At 70.9% G+C, this 25,558-nt stretch carries 19 protein-coding genes and 1 pseudogene; 5 read left to right on the top strand and 15 right to left on the bottom strand.

All coding sequences use genetic code 11. The annotated features are described in order from the left end of the window. Window positions 1–119: 119 nt before the first annotated feature. From AB0H86_RS35500 to rimP, 5 genes and pseudogenes are all read right to left on the bottom strand, one after another. Window positions 120–335 (bottom strand): annotated as a pseudogene (locus AB0H86_RS35500) (DUF503 domain-containing protein); the annotation flags it as partial. Window positions 336–489: 154 nt separating this feature from the next. Further along, on the bottom strand, window positions 490–3,654 hold the full coding sequence (gene infB / locus AB0H86_RS35495; RefSeq protein ID WP_362448533.1) for a translation initiation factor IF-2: 3,165 nt from the start codon (window positions 3,652–3,654) through the stop codon (window positions 490–492). A 146-nt stretch (window positions 3,655–3,800) separates the two neighbouring features. Further along, window positions 3,801–4,079, bottom strand: coding sequence for a YlxR family protein (locus AB0H86_RS35490; protein WP_362448530.1), 279 nt, complete (start codon window positions 4,077–4,079; stop codon window positions 3,801–3,803). 102 nt (window positions 4,080–4,181) lie between these two features. Then, window positions 4,182–5,168 carry a transcription termination factor NusA gene (nusA, locus tag AB0H86_RS35485; RefSeq protein ID WP_362448527.1) on the bottom strand — a complete coding sequence of 329 codons (987 nt, stop codon included), beginning with the start codon at window positions 5,166–5,168 and terminating at the stop codon, window positions 4,182–4,184. A gap of 2 nt (window positions 5,169–5,170) precedes the next feature. After that, window positions 5,171–5,680 (bottom strand): ribosome maturation factor RimP, encoded by a 510-nt coding sequence (gene rimP, locus AB0H86_RS35480; RefSeq protein WP_362448524.1) that lies wholly within the window; start codon window positions 5,678–5,680, stop codon window positions 5,171–5,173. A gap of 250 nt (window positions 5,681–5,930) precedes the next feature. Here rimP and AB0H86_RS35475 point away from each other — a divergent pair, with 250 nt between their 5' ends. The 3 genes from AB0H86_RS35475 to AB0H86_RS35465 are packed head-to-tail and all read left to right on the top strand — an operon-like array spanning window position 5,931 to window position 7,881. Beyond that, the gene (locus AB0H86_RS35475; protein WP_362448521.1) at window positions 5,931–6,473 is read left to right on the top strand and encodes a hypothetical protein; all 543 of its coding nucleotides are present in this window, start codon (window positions 5,931–5,933) and stop codon (window positions 6,471–6,473) included. Next, the gene (locus tag AB0H86_RS35470; RefSeq protein WP_362448518.1) at window positions 6,470–6,943 is read left to right on the top strand and encodes a ferritin-like domain-containing protein; all 474 of its coding nucleotides are present in this window, start codon (window positions 6,470–6,472) and stop codon (window positions 6,941–6,943) included. The genes AB0H86_RS35475 and AB0H86_RS35470 overlap by 4 nt, the downstream gene beginning before the upstream one ends. Before the next feature lie 41 nt (window positions 6,944–6,984). Continuing rightward, complete coding sequence (locus AB0H86_RS35465; protein ID WP_362448515.1) at window positions 6,985–7,881, top strand: aminoglycoside phosphotransferase family protein; 897 nt, start codon at window positions 6,985–6,987, stop codon at window positions 7,879–7,881. Window positions 7,882–8,052: 171 nt separating this feature from the next. Here the strand turns inward: AB0H86_RS35465 and AB0H86_RS35460 are convergent, their stop codons facing one another. From AB0H86_RS35460 to AB0H86_RS35425, 8 genes are all read right to left on the bottom strand, one after another. After that, window positions 8,053–9,756 carry a proline--tRNA ligase gene (locus tag AB0H86_RS35460; RefSeq protein WP_362448512.1) on the bottom strand — a complete coding sequence of 568 codons (1,704 nt, stop codon included), beginning with the start codon at window positions 9,754–9,756 and terminating at the stop codon, window positions 8,053–8,055. Between the two features lie 83 nt (window positions 9,757–9,839). Then, the gene (locus tag AB0H86_RS35455) at window positions 9,840–10,370 is read right to left on the bottom strand and encodes a GNAT family N-acetyltransferase (RefSeq protein WP_362448509.1); all 531 of its coding nucleotides are present in this window, start codon (window positions 10,368–10,370) and stop codon (window positions 9,840–9,842) included. 47 nt (window positions 10,371–10,417) lie between these two features. Further along, window positions 10,418–11,266 carry a GNAT family N-acetyltransferase gene (locus AB0H86_RS35450; protein ID WP_362448506.1) on the bottom strand — a complete coding sequence of 283 codons (849 nt, stop codon included), beginning with the start codon at window positions 11,264–11,266 and terminating at the stop codon, window positions 10,418–10,420. 486 nt (window positions 11,267–11,752) lie between these two features. Then, window positions 11,753–12,910 carry a flavodoxin-dependent (E)-4-hydroxy-3-methylbut-2-enyl-diphosphate synthase gene (ispG, locus tag AB0H86_RS35445; protein WP_362448503.1) on the bottom strand — a complete coding sequence of 386 codons (1,158 nt, stop codon included), beginning with the start codon at window positions 12,908–12,910 and terminating at the stop codon, window positions 11,753–11,755. 302 nt (window positions 12,911–13,212) lie between these two features. Next, complete coding sequence (locus AB0H86_RS35440) at window positions 13,213–14,505, bottom strand: site-2 protease family protein (RefSeq protein WP_362448561.1); 1,293 nt, start codon at window positions 14,503–14,505, stop codon at window positions 13,213–13,215. Window positions 14,506–14,513: 8 nt separating this feature from the next. Next, window positions 14,514–15,944: a 1-deoxy-D-xylulose-5-phosphate reductoisomerase gene (gene dxr / locus AB0H86_RS35435; RefSeq protein ID WP_362448500.1), complete on the bottom strand. Its 1,431-nt coding sequence runs from the start codon at window positions 15,942–15,944 to the stop codon at window positions 14,514–14,516. Window positions 15,945–16,041: 97 nt separating this feature from the next. Then, on the bottom strand, window positions 16,042–17,973 hold the full coding sequence (locus AB0H86_RS35430; RefSeq protein WP_362448497.1) for an acyl-CoA dehydrogenase family protein: 1,932 nt from the start codon (window positions 17,971–17,973) through the stop codon (window positions 16,042–16,044). A 112-nt stretch (window positions 17,974–18,085) separates the two neighbouring features. Then, a complete protein-coding gene (locus tag AB0H86_RS35425; protein ID WP_362448494.1) occupies window positions 18,086–18,772 on the bottom strand; it encodes a hypothetical protein in 687 nt (228 codons plus the stop codon). A gap of 279 nt (window positions 18,773–19,051) precedes the next feature. On the opposite strand from AB0H86_RS35425, the gene AB0H86_RS35420 reads away from it, so the two are divergent. Beyond that, window positions 19,052–20,068, top strand: a complete 1,017-nt coding sequence (locus tag AB0H86_RS35420) for a LacI family DNA-binding transcriptional regulator (protein ID WP_362448491.1) — start codon at window positions 19,052–19,054, stop codon at window positions 20,066–20,068. Window positions 20,069–20,214: 146 nt separating this feature from the next. After that, on the top strand, window positions 20,215–22,275 hold the full coding sequence (locus AB0H86_RS35415) for a glycoside hydrolase family 31 protein (RefSeq protein WP_362448488.1): 2,061 nt from the start codon (window positions 20,215–20,217) through the stop codon (window positions 22,273–22,275). A gap of 74 nt (window positions 22,276–22,349) precedes the next feature. Here the strand turns inward: AB0H86_RS35415 and AB0H86_RS35410 are convergent, their stop codons facing one another. Beyond that, window positions 22,350–23,063, bottom strand: coding sequence for a hypothetical protein (locus AB0H86_RS35410; protein ID WP_362448485.1), 714 nt, complete (start codon window positions 23,061–23,063; stop codon window positions 22,350–22,352). A 166-nt stretch (window positions 23,064–23,229) separates the two neighbouring features. Beyond that, on the bottom strand, window positions 23,230–25,515 hold the full coding sequence (locus AB0H86_RS35405) for a glycoside hydrolase N-terminal domain-containing protein (RefSeq protein ID WP_362448558.1): 2,286 nt from the start codon (window positions 25,513–25,515) through the stop codon (window positions 23,230–23,232). Window positions 25,516–25,558 lie beyond the last annotated feature (43 nt).

The following is a 25,558-nucleotide window of genomic DNA, read 5'->3' as shown; positions in this document are numbered from 1 at the left end:
ACAACACCCACGCCACGGGGGTCGCCCAAAACCGGGGTCTGACCGGGCTGCACCCCCCCCCCCCCCCCCCACACCCCCCCCCCCCCCCCGGGGGGGGGGCCGCCCCCCCCCCCCCCCCACCGGTCCAGCACGTCGGTCACGTGCCCCACGTCACCGGACACCGTCGCGAGGCCGATGCCGGCCCGCCGGTGCAGGTCCAGGTGTTCCACCTCGGCCGCGCTCACCGCGTACTTCCGCTGGAGCTCGGCGACGATCGGGCGGACGACGGAGCGCTTCTCCTTCAACGACCGTACGTCGCCGAGGAGAAGGTCGAAGGACAGAGTCCCCACATACATGTGTGTAACCGGTTCACCCGCCGGTCCGGGATCGATGGCCCCGCCATCCGTGTGGCAGGGACATCAGAACCGTACAACGAACGGCCGGGGCCGATCGACGGAATAACTCTCCGTCGACCGGCCCCGGACCGGACCGTCTCGGAAGTCCGAGCGCTTACGCGCGCGGCTTCTCCCGCATCTCGTACGTCGCGATGACGTCGTCGATCTTGATGTCGTTGAAGTTTCCGAGGTTGATACCGCCCTCGAAGCCTTCGCGGATCTCGGTGACGTCGTCCTTGAAGCGACGCAGCCCGGAGATGTTGAGGTTCTCCGCCACGACCTTGCCGTCGCGGACGAGGCGCGCCTTGGTGTTGCGCTTGACCTCGCCCGAGCGGACCAGGACACCGGCGATGTTGCCCAGCTTGGACGACTTGAAGACCTCGCGGATCTCCGCCGTGCCGAGCTCGACCTCCTCGTACTCCGGCTTGAGCATGCCCTTGAGGGCCGCCTCGATCTCCTCGATGGCCTGGTAGATCACCGAGTAGTACCGGACGTCGACGCCCTCGCGGTCCGCCATCTGCGCCGCGCGGCCCGCAGCGCGGACGTTGAAGCCGATGACGATGGCGTCGGAGCCGGTCGCCAGGTCGATGTCCGACTCGGTGACCGCACCCACACCACGGTGCAGGACGCGGATGTCGACCTCTTCGCCGACGTCGAGCTGGAGCAGCGAGGACTCGAGAGCCTCCACCGAACCGGACGCGTCGCCCTTGATGATGAGGTTGAGTTCCTGCACCAGACCGGCCTTGAGGGCCTCGTCCAGGTTCTCCAGGGAGAACCGGACACCCCGGCGGGCGAAGTTGGCGTTCCGCTCACGAGCGGCACGCTTCTCGGCGATCTGACGCGCCGTACGGTCCTCGTCGACAACCAGGAAGTTGTCGCCGGCGCCCGGGACGTTGGTGAGACCGAGGACGAGGACCGGAGTCGAGGGACCCGCCTCTTCCACGTTCTCGCCCTTGTCGTCGAGCATCGCGCGGACTCGGCCGTACGCGTCGCCGACCACCATGGTGTCGCCGACCCGCAGGGTGCCTCGCTGCACCAGGACGGTCGCGACGGCACCGCGGCCACGGTCGAGGTGCGACTCGATCGCAATACCCTGCGCGTCCTGCTCCGGGTTGGCCCGCAGGTCGAGCGAGGCGTCCGCGGTGAGGACCACGGCCTCCAGCAGGCTCTCGATGTTGAGGCCCTGCTTGGCGGAGATGTCGACGAACATCGTGTCGCCGCCATACTCCTCGGCCACCAGCCCGTACTCGGTCAGCTGACCGCGCACCTTGGTCGGGTCGGCGCCCTCGACGTCGATCTTGTTGACCGCGACGACGATCGGGACGTCGGCCGCCTTGGCGTGGTTGAGCGCCTCGACCGTCTGCGGCATGACGCCGTCGTTGGCCGCGACGACCAGGATCGCGATGTCGGTCGACTTCGCACCACGAGCACGCATGGCGGTGAACGCCTCGTGACCCGGGGTGTCGATGAAGGTGATCCTGCGCTCTTCATCGTTGACCTGGGTGGCGACCTGGTACGCACCGATGTGCTGCGTGATACCGCCGGCCTCGCCCGCGACGACGTTCGTCTTGCGGATGGTGTCCAGCAGTCGGGTCTTACCGTGGTCGACGTGACCCATGACGGTCACGACCGGCGGACGCGGCATGAGGAATTCCTCGCCGCCCTCGTCCTCGCCGAACTCGATGTCGAAGGACTCGAGCAGCTCGCGGTCCTCCTCCTCCGGGCTGACGATCTCGAGGACGTAGTTCATCTCGTCCGCGAGGAGCTTCAGCGTCTCGTCGGAGACGGACTGCGTGGCAGTGACCATCTCGCCGAGGTTCATCATCACGGCGACGAGCGACGCCGGGTTGGCGTTGATCTTCTCCGCGAAGTCGGTGAGGGACGCACCGCGCGACAGGCGGACGGACTGTCCGTTGCCGCGAGGCAGCATGACGCCGCCGACCGACGGGGCCTGCATGGCCTCGTACTCCTGGCGCCTCTGCCGCTTCGACTTGCGACCGCGACGCGCGGGACCGCCGGGACGACCGAAGGCGCCCTGCGTGCCACCACGGCCACCGGGACCACCGGGACGACCGCCGAAGCCGGGACGACCGCCGCCGCCACCGGGACCACCGGGACGACCGGCGAAGCCGCCGCCACCGCCACCGGGACCACCCGGACGACCGGCGAAGCCGCCGCCGCCACCACCGGGACCGGCCGGACGACCGGCGAAGCCGCCGCCACCCGGACGACCGCCGCCGGCACCGCCGGGACGACCGGCACCGCCGGGACCGCGACCACCGGGACCGCCGCCACCGGGACGGGGGCCGGCAGCCGGACGCTGCGGCATCATGCCGGGGTTCGGACGGGCGCCGCCGGGACCACCGCCGGGACGCGGACCGCCGCCCTGCGGGCGGGGCATGCCGCCCGGGCTGGGACGAGCGCCGCCCGGAGACTGCGGACGGGGACCGCCCGACGCGCCCTGGGGACGGGGACCGCCGCCCTGACCGGCGCCCTGCGGACGCGGAGCGCCGCCGGGGCCGCCCTGGCCGCCGGGACGCGGGGCACCGCCCGGACGGGGCGTCTGCGGACGCGCCATGCCGGTGGAGCCACCAGAGGTGAACGGGTTGTTGCCCGGACGGGGACCGGCCGGACGGGCACCGGGACGCGGCGCCTGGCCACCCGGACGCTGACCACCGGGACGCTCGCCACGGTCACCACGACCCTGGCCGCCCTGGCCGGGGCCGGACGGACGGGCGCCTGGACGCGCACCCTGACCCTGGCCCTGGCCCTGACCCTGACCGGCCGGACGCGGAGCGCCCGGACGGGGGCCGGAGCCGGAACCGGAGCCGGAGGCGGCCGGTGCTGCGGGAGCGGCCGGAGCGGCCGGAGCCGCCGGGGGGGCCGTGAACTCGGGCGCGGTCGGAGCCGGGGACGCCGGGGCGGGCCGCGGCGCGGGCTTCGGGCCCGGAGTGGGACGGGGGCCGGGAGCGGCCTGCGCGGCGGGAGCCGCGGGCTTCTCGGCGGCGGCCGGCTTGGGGGCCGGCGGGCGCGGGGCTGCCGGACGGGCGGCCTGCGCGGGAGAGGGGGCGCCCGGCTTGGCCGGGGCAGCCTTGCGTGCGGCGGGCTTGCCGCCTCCGTTGCCCTGCTGGAGGGCATCGGTCAGCTTGCGTACAACGGGCGCCTCGATCGTCGAGGACGCCGAACGGACAAATTCACCGAGTTCTTGGAGCTTGGCCATGACGACCTTGCTCTCCACCCCGAACTCCTTGGCGAGTTCGTATACCCGGACCTTAGCCACTTCGCTCCTTTTAGGTCCGGGTTGCGTCCGGACCGTCGCTACTTCATGGGCGTACTCATCGCGTGCTCATCGAGTGCTCATCGCAATCTCGACCTACTTCCAACTCGCGGGGTACCAGCGCCGCACGGGGTTCCGCGCGACGCTTTTTACGGTGTTGCCTGCTCGACGTAGCGGCGCAATGCCGTGGTGTCGAGCGGTCCCGGGGCGCGCAACGCCCTTGGGAACGCCCGACGGCGTATCGCCAGGTCGAGACAGACCAGGGCGGGGTGCACATACGCACCCCGGCCGGGCAGCGTACCGCGATCATCGGGGACGCATTCGCCCTCGATCGCCACGGTCCGCAGCAAGTCCTTCTTGGCCGCTCGGTCCCGGCACCCCACACAGGTGCGCTCAGGGCATGCGCGGGCACGCGTCCGGCCAGACACTCTTAAGTCTACCTCCCCGCACCGACCTCACCCCTTTGGGGCAAGCATCGAACAGTTGCCGCGCACCAAACTGTCGTGATCTGAGCGACCTGCGGCTTGGATCTATTCCCCGGGCTGCTCGGTGTCCGGCCGGATGTCGATGCGCCAGCCGGTGAGACGGGCCGCGAGCCGGGCGTTCTGCCCTTCCTTGCCGATCGCAAGGGACAGCTGGTAATCGGGCACGGTCACCCGTGCCGATCGGGCTGCCATGTCCACGACCTCGACCTTGGAGACGCGGGCCGGGGACAGCGCGTTCGCGACCATCTCGGCCGGGTCGTCCGACCAGTCGACGATGTCGATCTTCTCACCATTGAGCTCGCCCATGACATTGCGCACCCGTCCGCCCATGGGGCCGATGCAGGCACCCTTGGCGTTCAGACCCGAACGGGTGGACCGGACGGCGATCTTCGTGCGGTGTCCGGCCTCTCGGGCGATGGCGGCGATCTCGACGGAACCGTCGGCGATCTCCGGCACCTCCAGGGCGAAGAGCTTCTTCACCAGATTGGGATGTGTGCGGGAGAGGGTCACGGACGGACCGCGCACCCCCTTCGCCACGCGTACGACGTACGACCGAAGGCGCATGCCGTGCTGGTACGTCTCGCCCGGCACCTGCTCCTGCACCGGCAGGATGGCCTCCAGCTTGCCGATGTCCACCAGCACGTTCTTCGGGTCGCGCCCCTGCTGGACCACGCCGGTGACGATGTCGCCCTCACGGCCCGCGTACTCGCCCAGCGTCGCGTCGTCCTCGGCGTCGCGCAGCCGCTGCAGGATGACCTGCTTGGCGGTGGTGGCGGCGATACGGCCGAAGCCGGACGGGGTGTCGTCGAACTCGCGGGCCTCCTGGCCCTCTTCGAGGTCGTCCGGGTCCTCCTTCGCCCACACGGTCACATGCCCGGTCTCCCGGTTGAGCTCCACGCGCGCGTGACGGCGGCTTCCCTCGGTGCGGTGGTAGGCGATGAGGAGGGCCGACTCGATCGCCCCGACCAGCAGGTCGAAGGAGATCTCCTTCTCCCGAACCAAGCCCCGCAGGGCGCTCATATCGATGTCCACGGCTACGCCTCCTCTTCTTCCGTCATGTCCTGCTTGTCCTTGCGGTTGAACTCGACCTGCACGCGCGCCTTGTCGATGTCCGAGAAGGCGAGTCTGCGGTGGGTGGCCTTGCGGCCCTTCACACCCGGCACTTCGACGTCGAGACCCTCGTCGTCGACCTGGAGGATCCGGGCGACCAGTTCGTCGCCCTCGTGCGGCTGGAACTTCACCAGTCGGTCGACGGCGCGTACGAAGTGCCGGTGCTCCTTGAGGAGGCGCTCCGCGCCGGGGGTTCCGACTTCGAGGGTGTACTCGCCCTCCCCCATCGCGTCCGTCTCGTCGAGCTTCGCCGAGAGCGCGCGGCTCACATCGGCGATCTGGTCCAGGTCCGCACCGGTGTCGGAGTCGACGACGACGCGCAGCACACGCTTGCGTCCGACCGAGTCCACCGCGATCTCCTCGAGATCGAGGCCCTGGGAGCCGACGAGCGGTTCCAGAAGTTCTCGCAGCCTCTCGCTCTGGGTGGTGCTCATCCGGGTGACTCCTCGGCCGCGTGTGCTGTTGTGGGGAACGTCGCGTGTCTGGTCAAAGGGTATCCGGTCCCAGGGTGTGTTGCCGTCCACGGGGCGCCCGCGGGCCCCGGCGCGGGCCCCGGCGCGGGCTCTGGCTGCGCCGATGAGCGGCGGCGATGAGCGTCGGTGGGCCGGTCCGCGGGTACCGTGATCACCGGCGGGGCCGCCCTCCCCGCCCGTGTGTTCGTACGAGCTCCAGAGGACGTCTGCCGTGCCGTACCCCCCACCGTCGCGCACCCCCTCGGGGCCGCGCAGAAGAGCGCTGCTCGTCTCGGCCGCCGGGGCCGCCGCCCTGTCGGCGGGCTGCTCCGCCGGTTCCGACGGATCCGGGGAGCGCGCGGGCGGCAGTCCGTCGGTCACGGCGCGGGCACGCGCGCGTGCGGCCCGGGACAGCCGGGGACTGACCGAGCGGTACGACGCCGTCCTCACCGCGTATCCCGCGCTGGCGGACCGGCTGGGGCCATTGCGGGCGGCGGTCGCGCGGCACACGGAGGCGTTCGGGGGCGCTGCCCAGGGGGCTTCCGGGAAGGCATCCGAGGCCGCTGCCTCTCCTCCGCCCTCCGCTTCCCCGTCGCCCGCCGTACCGGGGACCGAGCGGGACGCCCTCGCCGAACTGGCCGCCGCCGAGCGGTCGCTCGCGGACCGGCGCGCGAAGGCGCTGCTCGAGGTGCCGGGCGAACTGGCACGGCTGCTGGCCTCGGTCGCGGCGGCCGGCGCGGCGCACGCGTACCTGCTGACGGAGGACACGAAGTGACGGAACGGGAGACGGAACGGGAGCTGACGGCCCTGCAGGCCGCACTGGCCGCCGAGCACGCGGCGGTGTACGGCTACGGGGTCGTCGGCGGCCGGGTCCCGGAGGGTCGGCGTACCGAGGCGAAGGCCGCGTACGACGCCCACCGCGCCCGGCGGGACGCGTTGGTCCGCCAGGTGCGGGACCTGGACGGCACCCCGGTGTCCGCGGCGGCGGCGTACGCGCTGCCCTTCCCGGTGCCGGACTCGTCCGCGGCGGTGCGGCTGGCCGCCGAGCTGGAGGACCGGATGGCCGGGGTGTACTCCGATCTGGTGCGGGCGGCCACGGGCGAGCGGCGGGGCACGGCGGCCGGGGCGCTGCGGGAGGCGGCGGTGCGGGCGGTGCGCTGGCGCGGCGAGAGCGTAGCCTTCCCTGGGCTCGCCGAGCGGGCCAGGACCGCTACGGCGTCGCCATCGGCGACGCCCACCGCGTAGCACGTACTGCTCGATCCGTACGGGAAGGGAACGACTCGCGCATGGCTTTCGAACCGCCGCCGCGGCTGGTGAGGGCGCTCGGTGAGACGGCACCGGACGGTGACGGCTGGTTGGAGAAGCTGCCCGAGGCGGCCCGACAGGCCGTCGCGCTGCGCGAATCGACGGTGGAGCGGGTGCAGGTGCCCGGTGGGCGCAGCAGCCTGGTGGTGCTGGTGCGGCGGCCGGACGGGACGCCCGCGGCGCTGAAGCTGGCCCCGCCCCGGGCACGTCCGGAGAGCGAGCGGGCCGCGCTCGTCCGGTGGGCCGGCCTGGGCGCCGTACAGCTGCTCGACCCCTTCGTGGCGGAGGGCGTGCTGCTCCTGGAGCGGCTGCATCCGGATGTGTCGGTGCGCTCGCTGCCGGAGGCGAAGGCGCTGCTGGAGGCGGCGGGGACGCTGCGGCGGCTGTGGGTGGAGCCCGGGGACCATGCCTTCGAGACGGTTGCCGGGCGGACCGGGCGGCAGGCCGGGGCGATGCGGGCGAGCGCCGTCGCCGACGCGGAGCTGGCTCCGCTGGTGGACGCGGCCCTCGCGGCCCGTGCGGACCTGCTGGCCGCGCCGCCCGAGCGACGACTGCTGCACGGGACGTTCCGGCAGAGCAAGGTGCTCGCCGGGGAGCGGATGCCGTGGCTGGCCGTGGGGCCCGATCCGGTGGTCGGCGAGTGCGCCTTCGATCTGGCGCGGCTGGTGCGGGACCGGGTGGAGGACCTGATCGCCTCGCCGTCGGGCGCGGCGACGACCCGGCGGCGGGTGAAGCGGCTCGCGGAGTCGCTGGACGTGGACCAGGAGCGGCTGCGGGGCTGGACGCTGTTCCGGGCGGTGGAGTCCGGGGTGCGGGCCCTTCGGGTGGGGCGGCCGAAGGACGCGGAGTTGTTGCTGGAGTTCGCCGGGTGGCTTTGAGGGGTGACGGCAGCCCGCGTCCCTCAGAGCGTCACCCAGCCGTCGGACGCGGTGCGGAACTCGCTTGCGTGGGCGTGGAGTTCGACGTCGGTGGCGCCGGCCTGCATCGTGGCGGCCGGGGCGAACACCCCGGCCGCGGCACCTCGTTCCCTGGTTCTCCGAGAGGTTTCCTCAGGCGGTCGTGAGGCGCGCGATCGCCTCGTCCACCGTCAGCTCCTCGCGCTCACCGGTCCGGCGGTCCTTCAGTTCCAGCACGCCCTCGGCGGAACGCCGTCCGGCCACCAGGATCTGCGGTACGCCCATCAGCTCCGAGTCGGTGAACTTCACGCCCGGGGAGACACCGGCCCGGTCGTCCACCAGGACGCGCAGTCCGGCGGCCGCCAGCTTGTCGGAGACGTCGAGGGCGAGTTCGGTCTGCAGCGCCTTGCCCGCGGCGACGACGTGCACATCGGCCGGGGCGACCTCGGCGGGCCAGCACAGGCCCTTGTCGTCGGCGGTCTGCTCGGCGAGGGCGGCGACCGCGCGGGAGACGCCGATGCCGTAGGAGCCCATGGTCACCCGGACCGGCTTGCCGTTCTGGCCGAGGACGTCGAGCTTGAGGGCGTCGGCGTACTTGCGGCCCAGCTGGAAGATGTGGCCGATCTCGATGGCGCGGTCCAGCTTGAGGCCGGTGCCGCAGTTCGGGCAGGGGTCGCCCTCCTGGACGACCACGACGTCGACGTACGCGTCGACCTCGAAGTCACGGCCCGCGACCACGTTCCTCGCGTGCGTGTGCTCCTTGTTGGCGCCCGTGATCCAGGAGGTGCCCGGCGCCACCCTCGGGTCGGCGATGTACTGGACCTTCTCCAGGCTCTGCGGGCCGACATAGCCGCGCACCAGGTCCGGGCGGCCCACGAAGTCCTCGGCGGTGACCAGCTCGACCGCGGCCGGCGCGAAGTGCGCCTCCACCTTGTCCAGGTCGACCTCGCGGTCACCGGGCACGCCGACGGCGACGATCTCGCCGTCCACCTTCACGAGGAGGTTCTTGAGGGTCGCGGAGGCCGGGACGCCGAGGTGCGCGGCGAGGGTCTCGATGGTGGGGGTGTCGGGGGTCGGGATCTCTTCGAGCGCGGCCACGCCGTCGGCGTCCACCGTCTTCAGCTCGTATGTGATCGCCTCGGTGTTGGCCGCGAAGTCGCAGTTCGGGCAGTCGGCGAAGGTGTCCTCGCCGGCGCCTGCCGGGGCCAGGAACTCCTCCGACTTCGAGCCGCCCATGGCGCCCGCGGTGGCGGCGCAGATGCGGTAGTCGAGGCCGAGACGCTCGAACACCTTCTGGTACGCCTGGCGGTGCAGCGCGTAGGACCGGGCGAGGCCCTCGTCCTCCGTGTCGAAGGAGTAGGAGTCCTTCATCAGGAACTCACGGCCGCGCAGGATGCCGGCACGGGGGCGGGCCTCGTCGCGGTACTTGTGCTGGATCTGGTAGAGGATGACCGGCAGGTCCTTGTAGGAGGACGCCTGGTCCTTCACCAGCAGCGTGAAGATCTCCTCATGGGTCGGGCCGAGGAGGTAGTCACCGCCCTTGCGGTCCTGGAGGCGGAACAGTTCGGGGCCGTACTCCGCCCAGCGACCGGTCGCCTCGTACGGCTCGCGCGGCAGCAGCGCGGGGAGCAGCACCTCCTGGGCGCCGATCGCGTCCATCTCCTCGCGGACGATCCGCTCCACGTTGGCGAGGACCTTCTTGCCGAGCGGCAGCCAGCTCCACAGACCGGCCGCGGTACGGCGGACGTAGCCGGCCCGGACGAGCAGCTTGTGACTGAGGACCTCGGCGTCCGCCGGGTCGTCGCGCAGCGTCTTCGCCAACAACTGGGACATGCGCTGGACCGGTGCGTTCGCCATGGTTCTCGTACTCCTGCTGATTGCGGGTGATGCCAGGAGGTTAGCCGGGGGGTCCATCCCGTTGGAAATCGATTGGCCCCGCGCTATCGCCTGCGGAGCGGCAGCGGGGCGCCCATCACCGCGTACGGCTTCGGCGCGCTGGGGAACAGGACCTGACGGGCGAGGTCCTGGTAGCCGAGGGAGTGGTAGAGGCCGCGGGCCGGGCTGTCGGTGTCGATCGCGGAGAGGATCGAGCGGGGTTCGACGGCGGCGTCGGTGATCGTGGTGATCAGCGACCGGCCGATGCCGCGGTTCTGGTAGCGGGGGTGCACGTGCAGTTCGGTGATCACGAAGGAGTTGTCGAGCCAGTCGTCGCAGTGGCGTGCTCGGAGATACGGCTCCACCACGGTGGACCACCAGTGGGTGCGGTTGTTCGGCATACCGTAGACGAACCCCACGAGGTTGGCTCCGGCTGTCGCCCCGAGGGCCCTGGCTCCCGAGTGGGTCATGTGACGGAGGACGATCTGGCGGCGTACGGCGATCTCGTCGGGGCCGAGTCCGAAGGCGATGGCTTGGACTGCCAGGGCCTCGTCCACGTGCGCGGAGAGGTCCAAGGGGCCGATGACGAGGTCCATGCGGGGAGCGTACAGGGGGGTGCGCACGTCCTGCGGTCACCGTCCGTCTAGAACAACACACTCATGAACGCGCCCACTTCCTGGAAGCCGACCCTTCGATACGTGCGCCTCGCCGCCGTGTTGAAGTCGTTCACGTAGAGGCTGGCGACCGGGGCCACGTCCGCGAGGGCGTAGCTGAGGACCGCTGCCATGCCGGGGGCGGCGAGGCCCCTGCCCCGGTACTCCGGGGCCACCCAGACGCCCTGGATCTGGCAGGCGCGGTCGGTCGCGGCGCCGATCTCCGCCTTGAACGCGACCTTGCCGTGGTGGTCGAGGCGGGCGAAGGAGCGGCCGGCGCCGACGAGTTCGGCGACGCGGGCCTGGTACAACAGCCCTCCGTCCCCGGCCATCGGGGAGACTCCGACCTCCTCGGTGAACATCGCCACGCACGCCGGCATGATCGTTTCCATCTCGTCCTTGCGGATGCGACGGACGTAGGGATCCGGGGCGATGCCGGTGGTCATGCGGTCGGCGACCATGAGGGGCTGTTGACGGCGCACCTCGCGGGCCGGGCCCCAGCTGGGTTCGAGCAACCGCCAGAGCTGGGAGGTGGGTTCGGCGGGGCCGACGATGGAGGAGCAGCGGCGGCCGGCCCGGCGGGCCCGGTCGGCGAAGGCCCGGACGGCGCGCGGGGTGGCGCAGATCGGGACCAGGTTGGCGCCCGCGTAGCACAGGGACGTCAGCATGCCGTCCTCGTACCAGCCCCACATCTCGCCGCCGAGCCGCCATGGGTCGAGGCCCGCGACCTGGATCCGGGATGTCACGAAGGCGTTGGCGACCGGCTCGCGGTCGAGGACGGCGAGCGCGGCGTCCAGGTCGCTCGGTTCGAGGACCCGGGAGGTCGTCTGGGTCAACACGCGCGGGGCCTCACACTGGGGTCTGCTGATCTCCGCACTGTACCTGCGGAAGCTGAGCGGCGCCGCCCTGTGTTGGCGCCCGCTTGTCCGTAACCGTCTGCCGGGGTTCCGGCCCTGGGGGCTGCCCGTCCCACTCCCTGGGGGCTGCCGCCCCCAGACCCCCGCTTCGGCCCTGAAGGGGCCTCGTCCTCAAACGCCGGACGGGCTGGGATTGTCTGGACCGGTGCGTGAAAAGTCACGCCGGTCGTTGTCCGAAAGCGTCGGCCCTCGACCGAATCCGTCAGCCGGCCACCGAACCCGTCAGCCCGCAATCGGGACCGCAACCCTCAACCCGCCACCGAACCCGTCAGACCGCAACCGGGGCCCTCAGCCCGTCACCGAATCCCTCAGACCGCAACCGAGACCCTCAGCCCGCCACCGGGACCCTCAGCCCTCAGCCGGGACCCTCAGCCCTCAGCCAGGACCCTCAGCCCGCAACCGCGACCCTCAGCCCGCCACCGACACCGACGGCTCGCCCGAGATCACGCCGTCCGCCTCCATCTGCTCGGCCAGCTTCATGGCCTCCTCGATGAGGGTCTCCACGATCTTCGACTCGGGGACGGTCTTGATGACCTCGCCCTTGACGAAGATCTGGCCCTTTCCGTTGCCGGAGGCGACACCGAGGTCGGCCTCTCGGGCCTCGCCCGGGCCGTTGACGACGCAGCCCATGACGGCGACGCGCAGCGGGACCTCCATGCCGGTCAGGCCCGCGGTGACCTCTTCGGCCAGCTTGTAGACGTCGACCTGGGCGCGGCCGCAGGACGGGCAGGATACGATTTCCAGTCCGCGCTGCTTGAGGTTGAGCGACTCCAGGATCTGGTTGCCGACCTTGACCTCCTCGACGGGGGGCGCGGAGAGGGAGACCCGGATCGTGTCGCCGATGCCCTCGCTCAGCAGGGCGCCGAAGGCGACCGCCGACTTGATCGTGCCCTGGAACGCCGGGCCCGCCTCGGTCACACCGAGGTGGAGGGGGTAGTCGCAGGCGGCGGCCAGCTGGCGGTAGGCCTCGATCATCACGACCGGGTCGTTGTGCTTCACCGAGATCTTGATGTCCCGGAAGCCGTGCTCCTCGAAGAGGGACGCCTCCCACAGGGCGGACTCGACCAGGGCCTCGGGGGTCGCCTTGCCGTACTTCTGGAGCAGGCGCTGGTCCAGCGATCCGGCGTTGACCCCGATCCGGATCGGCGTGCCGTGGTCCTTCGCGGCCCGCGCGATCTCCTTGACCTTGTCGTCGAACTGCTTGATGTTGCCGGGGTTCACCCGGACCGCGGCGCAGCCGGCCTCGATGGCCGCGAAGACGTACTTCGGCTGAAAGTGGATGTCCGCGATGACCGGGAGCTGCGACTTGCGCGCGATCGTCGCGAGGGCGTCGGCGTCGTCCTGGGTGGGGCAGGCCACCCGGACGATCTGGCAGCCGGAGGCGGTGAGCTCGGCGATCTGCTGGAGGGTGGCGCCGATGTCGGACGTACGGGTCGTGGTCATCGACTGCACGGACACCGGGGCGTCTCCGCCGACCGCCACGGAGCCGACCTGGATCTGCCGGCTCTTACGGCGCTCGGCGAGCTTGGTCGGAACGGACGGCATGCCGAGAGAAATCGCAGTCATCTGCTGTGCAACCCCAAGTCGTGGATCAAGGTTCGGTCCCGTCAGCAGCGGGCTCCGAGCTTCGAGATTACGGCACGAGCGTGAACTCAGGCGCACGGCGTCCCATCGGTTCGTCCGGTGGCGCCTCATCGGTTCGTCCGATGGCGTCCCCTCGCGGCCGACCGGGCGTGGCCCCCGATCAGGAGGACACACTCCTTGGCCGATCACCCTGGCGGAGAGACGAACGGCACCCTCCACTCGTACCGACTGCGCGAGTGAAGGGTGCCGCTTCGAGGGTTGTCGCGGAAGACAACGACCGTGTGTCAGCTGATCCTTACGGGGTTGACGACATCGGCGACCAGGACGAGCAGGGTGAAGCAGATGAAGATTCCCGCCACCACGTAGGCGACCGGCATCAGCTTCGCCACATCGAACGGGCCGGGGTCGGGCCGCTTCAGCACCTTCGCCACGCTGCGGCGCAGCGACTCCCACAGGGCGCCCGCGACGTGGCCGCCGTCGAGCGGCAGCAGCGGGAGCATGTTGAAGAGGAACAGCGACAGGTTGAAGCCCGCGACCAGCATCAACGCCATCGCCAGTTGCTGGGTGGGCGGGATGTCCAGGGTGAAGATCTCGCCGCCCACGCGGGCCGCGCCGACCACGCCCATCGGGGAGTCCGGTTCGCGTGGGCCGTCGCCGAAGGCCGCGTCCCACAGGGCCGGGATCTTGCCGGGCAGCGCGGCGAGGGAGTCGACGGCGTCGCCGACGCGGTCGCCCATCCAGGTCACGGAGTCGCCGAAGTCCTGCTTCACGATGCCGGTGGCGGCGCTGAAGCCGAGGAAGCCCGCGGTGACGTACTGCCCCTGGACGTACTGGCCGTTGGAGTCCTTCTTGGCGACCTGGTTGTTGGCGATCTTCGCGTGCAGGGTCACCTCCTGGCCACCCCGGTCGACGACGATCGCCACCTCCTTGTCGGGGTTGGCGCGGATCAGGTCGGAGAGCCTGTTCCAGTTGTCGGTCCGCACCCCGTCGAAGGAGACGATCTTGTCGCCCGCCTTCATGCCCGCGGCAGCGGCCGGGGAGGCCGCGTCGGACTTCTCACAGTCGTCGCGGTTCTCGCTCTGGGCGATGACGCACTTGGAGACCGAGCTGACGGTGGTGGTCTGCTGGGAGATGCCGAAGCCCATGAGGATGCCGAGGAACAGCGCCACCGCCAGGACCAGGTTCATGAACGGGCCCGCGAACATCACGATGACCCGTTTCCAGGGCTTGCGCGTGTAGAAGAGGCGGTTCTCGTCACCCGGTTTGAGCTCCTCGAACGCGGCCGAGCGGGCGTCCTCGATCATGCCGCGCCAGGGCGAGGTGGACCGGGCCTCCAGGCGGCCGTCCGGGCCCGGCGGGAACATGCCGATCATGCGGATGTAGCCGCCGAACGGGATGGCCTTGATGCCGTACTCGGTGTCGCCCTTCTGGCGGGAGAAGATCGTCGGTCCGAAGCCGACCATGTACTGCGGCACGCGGATGCCGAAGAGCTTGGCGGTGGACAGGTGCCCAAGCTCGTGCCAAGCGATCGACACCAGCAGGCCGACGGCAAAGATCACTATGCCGAGGATGAACATCAGGGTCGTCATGCACGGGCCTCCGCCGTCTGTGCCGCCAGTTGCCGGGCCCGGGTCCGCGCCCAGGTCTCCGCTTCGAGGACGTCCGCGACGGTGAGCGAGGTTCCCGTGTCCGGGGTGCCGTGCTCGTCCACCACCCGGGTCACGGTGTCCATGATCCCGTCGAACGGCAGCGCGCCGGCCCGGAAGGCTTCCACGCACTCCTCGTTTGCGGCATTGAACACCGCCGGGGCGGTGCCCGCGAGCTGCCCCACGTGTCGCGCCAGATTCACCGACGGGAACGCGTCGTTGTCGAGCGGGAAGAACTCCCACGTCGACGCCTTGCTCCAGTCGAAGGCGGGCGCCGCGTCGGGCACGCGTTCGGGCCAGCCCAGGCCGACGGCGATCGGCCCCCGCATGTCGGGGGGCGTCGCCTGGGCGATCGTGGATCCGTCCGTGAACTCAACCATCGAGTGGACATACGACTGCGGGTGCACGACCACCTCAATCCGATCGAAGGGAATGTCGTACAGGAGGTGCGCCTCGATGACCTCCAGACCCTTGTTGACGAGGGTCGCGGAATTGATCGTGATCACCGGGCCCATGGCCCAGGTGGGGTGGGCGAGGGCGTCCTCGACCGTGACGTCCGCCAGCTGTGCCTTCGTACGACCCCGGAAGGGCCCCCCGGACGCGGTGACGACGAGTTTGCGTATGTCGGCGCGGTTGCCGGAGGCCAGCGCCTGGAAGAGCGCCGCGTGCTCGGAGTCGACCGGGATGATCTGACCGGGCTCGGCGAGGGCCTTGACCAGCGGGCCGCCCACGATGAGCGACTCCTTGTTGGCGAGCGCGAGAGTGCGGCCCGCCTCCAGCGCGGCGAGGGTCGGGGCCAGACCGATGGAACCGGTGATGCCGTTCAGGACGGTGTGGCAGTCGGATGCGGCGAGCTGGGCGGCCGCGTCCGGTCCGGCGAGGATCTCGGGGAGCGGCTCGGCGCCGTACCGGGCGCTCAGGGCCTCGCGCAGGGCCGGTACGACGTCCTCGCGGGCCACGGCCACGGTCCTCGCCCCGAGGCGGTGCGCCTGCTCGGCGAGGAGGGCGACCCGGCCGCCGTTGGCGGAGAGCCCGGTGACCCGGAACCGGTCCGGGTTGCGCAGCACGAGATCGATGGCCTGGGTGCCGATCGAGCCGGTGGAGCCGAGGATCACCACGTCCTTCGGTCCGTCGCCCGGGACCGGGTCGTAGACGAGGTGCGGGTCGGCCAGGGCGCGGGTCGCGGGCCCCGTCGTCCGCCCGGAGGGTGGGCCCTGTGGCGTCCGGTGCGTGCTCTCGGCGTGCCGGGCCCCGACCCTCGCACCGGGAGCCCTCGGGTCGGGGCCCGGTGCGGCGAGAGTGAGTGCGTGGCGTCGCGGGGCGGACGGGGCTTCCGACCCTTGCCCTGAGGGGGCTGGACTGTCGCTCATCCCCCCATTGTCGCCGTAAGGACGGTGTGTGAGGACAGTGCGTCCCCCTCGTCCCCCGCACGGGGGGCCGAAGGGGATGCGTCCTGTCATGGGTCGGTCAGCGGATCGGGCGGTGGGCGTTCTCCCGCCGGCTCGGTCCCGGTGTCGCGTCCGCGATCCACGGACCCTCGCCCGACGGGTCGACGATGCCCTCCTCCAGCCACTCGTAGGTGCCCGAGAGCACGCCCTTGACGACCTTGTGGTCGATGTCGTCGGTGTTGGCCCACAGGCGGCCGAAGAGTTCCTCGACCCGGATGCGGGACTGTCGGCAGAAGACGTCGGCGAGCTGGTAGGCCTCCCGGCCGTGGTCTTCGGTGGCGCGCAGGAGTTCCGCGCGCACGCAGGCCGCGCTCATCGCGAACAGCTCCGCGCCGATGTCGACGATCCGGCCCAGGAAGCCCTGCTTGGTCTCCATCCGGCCCTGCCAGCGGGACATGGCGTAGAAGGTGGAGCGGGCCAGCTTGCGGGCGGTGCGCTCGACGTAGCGCAGGTGTCCGGAGAGGTCCACCTCATGCTTGAACTCGCTGTAGGAGCCCGGGAGTTGCCCCGGACCCGCGACCAGCTTCGGCAGCCACTTGGCGTAGAAGACGCCCGCGTTCGCACCCGCCTTCGCCTTGTCCGACAGGGACTTGTCGGGGTCGATCAGGTCACCGGCCACCGACAGGTGGGCATCGACCGCCTCGCGGGCGATCAGCAGGTGCATGATCTCGGTCGAGCCCTCGAAGATACGGTTGATGCGCAGGTCGCGCAGTATCTGTTCGGCGGGTACCGCGCGTTCCCCGCGGGCGGCCAGGGACGCCGCCGTCTCGAAGCCGCGGCCGCCGCGGATCTGGACCAGTTCGTCCGCCATCAGGCAGGCCATCTCGGAGCCGTACAGCTTGGCGAGCGCGGCCTCGATGCGGATGTCGTTGCGGTCCTCGTCCGCCATCTGACTCGCGAGATCGACCACGGCCTCCAGGGCGAAGGTCGTCGCCGCGATGAAGCTGATCTTCGAGCCGACCGCCTCGTGGAACGCGACCGGCTTGCCCCACTGCTCCCGGGCCGCCGACCACTCGCGGGCGATCTTCAGACACCACTTGCCGGCGCCCACGCACATCGCGGGCAGCGACAGTCGGCCGGTGTTGAGCGTGGTGAGCGCGATCTTCAGGCCCGCACCCTCGGAGCCGATGCGGTTCGCGGCGGGGACACGGACCTGGTGGAAGCGGGTGACACCGTTCTCCAGGCCGCGCAGACCCATGAAGGCGTTGCGGTTCTCGACCGTGACGCCCTCGGAGGCGGCCTCCACGACGAACGCGGTGATGCCGCCCTTGTGCCCCTCGGACTTCGGCACGCGGGCCATGACCACGAGCAGGTCGGCGACCACGCCGTTGGTGGTCCACAGCTTGACCCCGTCGAGGACGTAGTCGTCACCGTCCGGGACGGCGGTGGTGGCCAGGCGCGCCGGGTCGGAGCCGACGTCCGGTTCGGTCAGCAGGAACGCCGAGATGTCCGTGCGGGCCAGGCGCGGCAGGAAGGTGTCCTTCTGCTCCTGGGTGCCGAAGATCTTCAGCGGCTGCGGTACGCCGATCGACTGATGGGCGGACAGCAGCGCGCCGAGCGCCGGGTTCGCGGAGCCGACCAGGGCGAGGGCCTTGTTGTAGTAGACCTGCGTGAGGCCCAGGCCGCCGTACTTGGTGTCGATCTTCATGCCGAGGGCGCCGAGCTCCTTGAGACCGTTGATCGTCTCGTCGGGGATCCGGGCGTCCCGCTCGATCCGCGCCGAGTCGATCTGCGTCTCGCAGAAGTCGCGCAGTTTGGCGAGGAACTGCTCGCCGCGCTGGGCGTCCTCGTCGGGCGGCATCGGGTGGGGGTGGATGAGGTCGAGCCGGAAGCGGCCGAGGAACAGTTCCTTGGCGAAGCTGGGCTTACGCCAGTCCTGCTCCCGGGCTGCCTCCGCCACCTGGCGTGCTTCACGCTCGGTGACGGTCGGTTGGGTGGGTGGTGCGGACATTGAGGCTCACCTCGCCGCGAATCGGGATCTTGGGGCCGTTTGGTTACTGACGGGTGCTACCCGTTCGTATGTACCCGATCCGCCCCGACCCCACCACCCCTGGAGCGTCCGTTCAGCCGATGAGGTCACCGGCGGTCGCGTCCAGCACGTCGGCCTCGGCCGGCGCCCGGACGCCCAGGGGTTCGTCGAAGGCGCTGTACGAGGTGGTGGTGCTTTCCCCGGTGCCCTTGTAGACGACCTTGAGGATGTACGGCTTGCCCTCGGTGGCGACCTGGAAGGTGTAAGTGCCGCCCTTGTCCGCCTTGTCGGTCACCACCAGCTCGATCGCCGGGCTGCCGTCGACCTCGGTCGACCTGCCCTTCGTCGCCTTGCCGAACGAGGCGAACTCCCGGGGGCACGCACTGAGCCCGTCCCCCGGCTCCGCGCTGTCGGCAGGGACCTTGATCCAGCGCTCCTGGTCGTCCCTTCCGGATACCGCAGAGCCCTTCCACCGTTCGAGGTAGGTGCGATTCGGGCGGACATAGTCCGTCTCACCGATCCGGATCTGTTCGAGGCGGGCTCCGTTCCCCCAGGCCACCTTGGACGTACATCTGCTCCTGAGGTCGGTCGTCACCCGCATGGAGAAGCCCGCGCCGCCGGTCATGGCGACGGTCACCGACTTGAGCGAACTCATCGTGTCGTTCGCGTCCTCGAGCATCTGCTCGGCGGAACGCTCCCGCGCGCCGGTGCCGTCCGCGCAACCGGTCACCGCGGCGCCCACCAGACACACCAGTGCGACCACCCGTAAAGTGCCCACCATCTGCCCCCGCCCTCTGTCATGAGCGGCTCAGATTACCGGCGTCATGAACGGCTCGGGCCGGTGGACCCGCGCTCTCGCCGACACCCCGATCCATGGCCCCCGACGGCCGCTCGTGGTACGCAGGAAACCGCAACCCGGCCTCGCGTCCGGAAGTCGCTGTCGAAGCGCTTCGACAACCTATGGACACCCACCTTCTCTGAAGCTACTGTCGAACCACTCTCACCCGCCCTTGTTCGCATTGCGCACTGTCGAAGCGCTTCACAAAGCTTGGAGAGCTGGATGGTCACCCTCGCCGAGGTCGCCCAGCACGCCGGAGTCTCGGCCAGCACGGTGAGCTATGTCCTCAGTGGCAAGCGGTCCATCTCCACGACCACCCGGCAGCGGGTCGAGCAGAGCATCCGCGAACTCGGCTACCACCCGAACGCGGGCGCCCGCGCCCTGGCCAGCAGCAAGTCGAACATCATCGCGCTGATGATCCCGCTGCGCACCGACATCTATGTGCCGGTGATGATGGAGATCGCCATCGCGGTGGCCACCGCGGCCCGCACCCACGGATACGACGTCCTGCTGCTGACCGGCGAAGAGGGTCCCGACGCCGTACGCCGCGTCACCGGCAGCGGGCTCGCCGACGCGATGATCCTGATGGACGTCGAACTCGACGACGAGCGGCTGCCGTTGCTGCGCGGCACCCACCAGCCGTCCGTGCTCATCGGACTGCCGGCCGACACCACCGGCCTGACCTGCGTGGATCTTGACTTCCGGGCGACGGGGGCGCTGTGTGTCGAGCACCTCGCGAAGCTCGGACACCGTGACATCGCTGTCATCGGCGAGGCCCCGGCCGTCTACGAACGGCACACCGGCTTCGCCGAGCGCACCCTCGACGGACTGCGCTCCCGCGCCCAGGAGTTGGGCGTACGGCTGCTGCACCGACCGTGCGAGGGCGGGTACGACGCGATGGCCGTGACCCTCGCCCGGGTGCTCGACGAACGCCCGGGCACCACCGGGTTCGTCGTGCAGAACGAGTCGGCGGTCGAGCCGCTGCTCGCCCTGTTGCGTCAGCAGGGCCGGGCCGTCCCCGAGGACGTGTCGGTGGTCGCGATCTGCCCGGACCAGGTCGCCGTGCAGGCCTCGGTGCGGCTGACGTCCGTCGCCATCCCCGCCCAGGAGATGGGCCGGCACGCCGTGGAGCGCCTGATCGCCAAGCTCGTCGGCAGTGGCGGCGACGAAGTCGTGCTGATCGCACCCGAGTTGACGGTCCGGACGAGCACGGGACCAGCTCCGTCCACGGTTTCCTGACACCCTCCGACCTCGCCGCCTCCTCCTCGCCTCTCCGCACCCCCGCACCCCCGCACCCCCGCACCGCCGTGCCCCGCCCGGGCCCCTGTCTGGCCGCACCCCCCGTCTGCCTGCCCTGCTTCTGCCCTCCTCCAAGGAGCACCCACGTGAATCAGCCCGCCGAAACACAGCACCTGGCCGGGGACCAGCCCCAGGTCAGCCTCGCGCAGTCGTCACCCACCGTCGGCGCCTTCCGCGAGCGGGACGGCGCGCTGGAGTGGAGCGGCCGTCAGGAGACCGTACGGATCGAGCCGTGGGGCCCGGACGCGGTCCGGGTCCGGGCCCGGCTCGGCGGGCCGGTCCTGGAGGGACTGCCGGGCGCACTCCTCGACGAGCCGCCCCTCACCGAATCCACCGTCAAGATCGAGGACGGCCTGGGGTCGCTGACCGTCGGCACACTGACCGTCGAGGTCCACGCCGAGGGCCTGATCCGCTTCCTGCGCACCGAGGACGGCTTCGAGGTGCTGGCCGAGGACCGCGCCCACTTCTGGTGGCCGGGCTCGCGCCTCTACACCGCCGTCGGCAACGGCCACCACCGCCTGGAACAGCGCTTCGCCGCCTACGACGACGAGAAGCTGTTCGGCCTCGGCCAGCACCAGCACGGCCGGCTGGACCAGAAGGGCCTGGTCCTGGACCTGGTCCAGCGCAACGCCGAGGTCAGCATCCCGGTCCTCTCCTCCAGCCGTGGCTACACCCTGCTGTGGAACAACCCGGCGATCGGGCGCGTGGAACTGGCCGGCAACGGCACCCGCTGGGTGGCGGACTCGGCCCGTCAGATCGACTACTGGATCACCGCGGGCGATCCGGCCGACGGCCAGCGCCGCTACAGCGCGGTGACGGGCCGTACGCCGATGATGCCTCAGTGGGCGGCGGGCTTCTGGCAGTGCAAGCTGCGCTACCGCACCCAGGACGAACTCCTCGCCGTGGCCCGGGAGTACAAGCGGCGCGGGCTGCCCCTCGACGCCATCGTGTGCGACTTCTTCCACTGGACCCACCTGGGCGACTGGAAGTTCGACCCGGCTCAGTGGCCGGACCCGGCGGCGATGGTCCGCGAACTCGACGACATGGGCGTCAAGTTGGTGGTGAGCGTGTGGCCGTCCGTGTCCCCGCTCAGCGAGAACCACCCCGTCATGGAGCAGCGCGGGTACTTCATCGGCACCCAGTACGGTCCGATGGCGCACGCCGACTGGCCGGACAAGGAGGTCGCCTCCACCGTCCAGGTCGCCTTCTACGACGCCACCAACCCCGACGCACGGGACTTCGTGTGGTCGCGGGTGCGGCGCAACTACCTGGAGCAGTACGGCATCACGGCCTTCTGGCTGGACGCCTGCGAGCCGGAGCTGAAGCCGGGCTTCCAGGAGAACCTGCGCTACTGGGCGGGCCCGGGTCTCGAGGTCGGCAACATGTACCCGGCCGACAACGCCCGCACCTTCCACGAGGGCCTGGTGGCGTCCGGCGAGGACGAGGTGATCACCCTCAACCGCTCGGCGTGGGCGGGCAGTCAGCGCTATGGCGCCGCCCTGTGGTCCGGTGACATCGGCACCGACTTCCCGACCCTGCGCCGCCAGATCGCGGCCGGTCTCAACACCGCTCTGTCCGGCATCCCCTGGTGGAACACCGACATCGGCGGCTTCCACGGCGGCGACCCGGACGACCCGGCGTACCGCGAGGTGATGGTCCGCTGGTTCCAGTTCGGCGCGCTGTCCCCGCTGATGCGGCTGCACGGCTTCCGCGACCCGGCGATGCCGCTGGGCCCGGAGATGACCGGCGGCCCCAACGAGGTGTGGTCGTACGGCGAGGAGGCCGGGGCGATCATGGAGCGGTATCTGCGGCTGCGCGAGCGTCTGAAGCCGTACGTCCTGAAGGTCATGCGCGAGGCCCACGAGGAGGGCCTGCCGGTCATGCGCCCGCTGTTCCTGGAGTTCCCCGAGGACCGGACGAGCTGGTCGGTAGACGACGCCTACCTGTTCGGCCGGGACGTGCTGGTCGCCCCGGTGCTCACGGCGGGCGCCACGGACCGCACCACCTACCTTCCGGCGGGCGCGACCTGGACGGACGCGTGGACCGGGGAGACGTACGAGGGCGGTGCGGCCGTGACGGTCGACGCCCCGCTGGACCGCATCCCGCTGTTCCTGCGGGACGGGGCACGGCTGCCTGTGGCGGAGTAGGCGCGCCCGACGCGGAAGTGCGGCCGGTCCCCACGGGGGAGGGACCGGCCGCACTGTCATGCGGTCGGGAGGGGTCAGCTGCTGCTGACCGTCAGGTTGTTGGCGGCGAAGTCCTTGCCGCCGGACGACGAGGTGATCTCGAAGCCGAACTGGACGTCACCGATGGTCTCGTTGCCGAACCAGCCCTTGGTGTCCTTGATCCACTTGAGGATCGGCAGGATGTTCACGGTGCCGGAGGTCGAGTTCGAGGTGCGCACGAACGAGAAGACCTCGTTCGCGCCGTTGGTGCCCTTGTAGACGGTCCAGGTGTGGCCGCCGAGCGTCAGGTTGCCCTGCGAGGTGCCGAGGGGGCCGACGGCTCCGGTCTTGTTGACCCAGAGCATGATCTCGTAGTCGTAGTCGGTGTCCCAGATGTCGTACGACGTGTTGTACGCGCCGGACGACGGGACCGTGACGTTGTAGGTGCTGGAGAGCGAACCCAGCGAGGTGATCGACTTGTTGATCACCTTCTTGGAGTTCGGGTAGGACTTGATGCCGCCGGTGTCGGGGTGGTTGGCGTTGACGCCCCAGTTGGTGCCGGAGTTGGCCCAGATGCACTGGCTGCCGGCGCCGGAGCCCCAGATGTTGTTGTAGAGCGTGTAGCCGTTCAGGCTCGTGTTGCCCCACTGGTCGCAGGAGCTCCAGACGGCGGCCGAGGCGGGGGCGGAGGCGAGTGTGACGGTGGCGCCGAGCGCGAGCGCGGGGGCGATCAGAGCTTTCATGATCCTGCCGAACACACGTGCAGACATGACACTCCTGGGTGATGTGGGGGGGGAATCGCTTCCCTGACCTGTGCTAATTTCCGTTCATCCCGCAAGGGAACGGTTCGGGCTGGACCGCAACCTTTGAGTTGGAAGCCCCTTTCTGGGCGGAGTCACGGTGTCCCTTCCATGGATTGAGGGGAATCACGGGAAGTCACCACGTCCCCAGGCTGAGGACGTGGTCTTCTCCGGCGACGAGGTCGAGCGGTCGCGTGCCGGAGGAAGTCCTGAGTTCGACACGGTGGCTGCGCGTGGGGCGTAGCACCGCGTGTGCTTCTTGTGGGCTCCAGGTCAGGTCGAGCTCGGCCCCGAACCGCGTCCGGATGCCTCGCAGCCGACCCGTCGGGTACGCCGCCGGAAGCGCCGGCAGCAGGACCAGCCGGTCCGGGGTCGACTGCACCAGCATCTCGACGAGCACCGCGGGCAGGGTGTGCGCGGCGTCCGCGTTGTAGACGTCCCGGTTCGGGTAGTGCGCGCTCATCAGCGAGTCGTGGAAGAAGTCTCCCTTGAGGACCTGGCTGAGGGCGTGCGTGACCCGTTCGCCGTCGCGCAACCGGGCGGCGACCAGGGCGTGGTGGAGGTGACCGTGCGCCGAGTCGTTCTCGGCGCCCCGCAGTTCGAGCGCCCGGTGGGCGGCTGTCGCGAGGTCCGGGGTGTCGTACGGGGTGATCTCGTCCAGCGGCCAGACGCCGTAGAGGTGGCTGAGATGGCGGTGGTCGTAGGTGTCTTCGAGGCCGGGCCGGGCCCACTCGGCGAGGGCGCCGTCGGCGTTGGTCCGGTGGGGCGGGAGGCGGTCGGCGAGCGCACGCCAGCGGTCCGCCCGTTCCGGCTGGTCCGGGTGGTAGGTGGCGGCGGTGAGCAGGGCGTGCCGGGCGGCCGAGAGGTCCATGGCCGCGTTGACCGCGCCCCAGCTCGCGTTCGCCGGTCGGTTCTCCGGCGAGTAGGAGGGGACGACGACCAGGTGTCCGTCGGGGTCCGTGCGAGTGAGGAAGTCCTCGTAGAACAGGGCGACTTCGGCGAGCGCGTGGGCGGTGCGCGGGTCCCGCTCGCCGCGTGTCTCGTCGTGGTCGACGAGCGGCTTGAGCAGCCAGTCGGCGCCGGCGGTCCACAGGTGGAGCGGGTACTCGCGGCTGAAGTGGTACGTCAGTCCGGACTCGCCGTCGGTGTGCGCGGGAGCGACCACGCCCCGGGCGCCGAAGACGGCACGCGCGTTCTCCTGCCAGTCACTCAGCTGACGGTCGATCAGGCGGGCGAGTGCTTCGGTGACTTCGGGGAGGGCCGCCGCCGCGGCGGAGGCGGTCTGCAGGTTGAGGTTGGCGTCGTTGGTGAAGGCTCCCGCCCACGCCGTGTTCCAGTCCCCGGTCCACAGGCCCACCAGGCGGGGCGGGAGCAGGCCGCTGGCGGAGAGCAGGTGGTAGCGGCCGGCGGCGAAGAGGCGTTCCAGCAGGGCGGGGCTGTCGGGGCGGGCGAGCAACTCCGAGCCGGGCAGGGCGCGTTCGGCGGGGTCCGCGTCGAGGTCGAGGGTCACCCGCTGGTACGCCGTGCGGTGTGGGGCGGTGTGGCGGGCCAGGAGGCCGGTGTACGGGTCCTCGTCGGCCGGGAGCAGGTCGCCGAGGGCGCGGGCCTGGGCCAGGGCGTCCGGGTTGCTCGGTGCGATCCCGTCGGCGTTGGGGGCGGTCTCGTCGGCGTTGGGGGCGGTCTCGTCGGCGTTCGCGGTGTCCGGGCCGTCCGGGTGGCGCAGGACCCGGGTGAGCAGCAGCACGGACTCGGCGCCGGTGATGTGCAGGCCGGGGGGTGTGAGGGTGGTACGGCCGCCCGAGACCACGACCAGGGTCACGCCGGTGTACGCGCGGTCGCTGCCGGGGTAGCGGACGCGCAGGGTGAGCAGGGCGCCCTCGGGGGTGAGGACGGCACCCTGGCCGACAGCGAGGTCGTGGGGGGCGCCCGGGAGTCGGTGGTCGAGGGAGATGTGCAGGTCGGGGGTGTCGATGCGCTGGACGACGACGTCGTCGGCACGGGAGACGAAGACCCGGCTGCGCAGGCCCGCGCACTGAGCCGTCACCTCGCCGTTGGTGAAGTCGACCTGGCGGCGGTAGGCGTGCGGCTCGGCCGGATTCGGTCTCCGCAGCCGTATCTGGAAGGCGGGGTGGAAGGGCTGGACCCACTGGAGGTCACGGCCGTCGGTGAAGGTCTCGGCGGCGGCGGTCTCGCCCGCCAGCAGCCGGTCCTGGAGTGCGGGGAGTTCGGCGGCGAGCTGGGGCGGGCGGGCGTGCTCGCCGCCGTTGGGGCGGACGAGGGTGTGATGGGTGACGATGACGCGCTCGTCGTTCGGATCGCCGAACACCAGGGCGCCGTGGCGGCCGTTGCCGCTCAGGAAGGCGTCCTCCCAGCGGGCGGCGGGCCGCGGCTCCCAGGTGCCGTGGACGGGACCGGTGGTCATGCCTGCCTCGGCCCCGGCTCCGTCGCTCATGGCTCCCTCGGTC

Source organism: Streptomyces sp. NPDC050997, assembly GCF_040660135.1.
Lineage (GTDB): Bacteria > Actinomycetota > Actinomycetes > Streptomycetales > Streptomycetaceae > Streptomyces.
Note: the sequence above shows the minus strand (reverse complement) of the source record. Positions and strands in the feature narration are given on the sequence as shown.

Bases quoted from the DNA above. Each gene is read 5' to 3' on its own strand.
- dxr (WP_362448500.1), bottom strand. From the start codon at position 15,944: ATGAGCGACAGTCCAGCCCCCTCAGGGCAAGGGTCGGAAGCCCCGTCC.
- AB0H86_RS35420 (WP_362448491.1), top strand. From the start codon at position 19,052: ATGGTCACCCTCGCCGAGGTCGCCCAGCACGCCGGAGTCTCGGCCAGC.
- AB0H86_RS35430 (WP_362448497.1), bottom strand. From the start codon at position 17,973: ATGTCCGCACCACCCACCCAACCGACCGTCACCGAGCGTGAAGCACGC.
- AB0H86_RS35455 (WP_362448509.1), bottom strand. From the start codon at position 10,370: ATGGACCTCGTCATCGGCCCCTTGGACCTCTCCGCGCACGTGGACGAG.
- AB0H86_RS35440 (WP_362448561.1), bottom strand. From the start codon at position 14,505: ATGTTCATCCTCGGCATAGTGATCTTTGCCGTCGGCCTGCTGGTGTCG.
- ispG (WP_362448503.1), bottom strand. From the start codon at position 12,910: ATGACTGCGATTTCTCTCGGCATGCCGTCCGTTCCGACCAAGCTCGCC.
- AB0H86_RS35425 (WP_362448494.1), bottom strand. From the start codon at position 18,772: ATGGTGGGCACTTTACGGGTGGTCGCACTGGTGTGTCTGGTGGGCGCC.
- AB0H86_RS35410 (WP_362448485.1), bottom strand. From the start codon at position 23,063: ATGTCTGCACGTGTGTTCGGCAGGATCATGAAAGCTCTGATCGCCCCC.
- AB0H86_RS35405 (WP_362448558.1), bottom strand. From the start codon at position 25,515: ATGACCACCGGTCCCGTCCACGGCACCTGGGAGCCGCGGCCCGCCGCC.
- rimP (WP_362448524.1), bottom strand. From the start codon at position 5,680: ATGAGCACCACCCAGAGCGAGAGGCTGCGAGAACTTCTGGAACCGCTC.
- AB0H86_RS35460 (WP_362448512.1), bottom strand. From the start codon at position 9,756: ATGGCGAACGCACCGGTCCAGCGCATGTCCCAGTTGTTGGCGAAGACG.
- AB0H86_RS35465 (WP_362448515.1), top strand. From the start codon at position 6,985: ATGGCTTTCGAACCGCCGCCGCGGCTGGTGAGGGCGCTCGGTGAGACG.